We start from the raw sequence: 274 nt of genomic DNA on the forward strand, positions 1-274 counted from the left end.
CTAGCCGGCGTCGGGAAGAAACGACCGGCTTCAGAGCCAACCATCACCGCAGCGTTATCTTTATAGGCTGATAACACGTAATCCGGTGTTTGCTCGAAGGTGTTCTTAATCATTTTAAACAGCGATTTAGGCTGTTTTACGCCATCGATGGTCCAGTCGGCGTTAAAAATCTTGTGCCGGCAGTGCTCAGAGTTGGCCTGCGCAAACATAAAGAGTTCAATGTCGTTCGGGTTGCGACCCAGCTGCTGAAAATTGCTGACCAGATAATCAATTT

General features: G+C 48.2%; 1 protein-coding gene. It reads right to left on the reverse strand.

Annotated features, from left to right (window positions below):
* Positions 1 to 274 (reverse strand): hypothetical protein (locus tag F6P99_RS13345; protein WP_152287995.1); only part of this gene is annotated, 274 nt, incomplete at both ends.

The organism is Flavicella marina (assembly GCF_009193215.1).
Lineage (GTDB): Bacteria > Bacteroidota > Bacteroidia > Flavobacteriales > Flavobacteriaceae > Flavicella > Flavicella marina.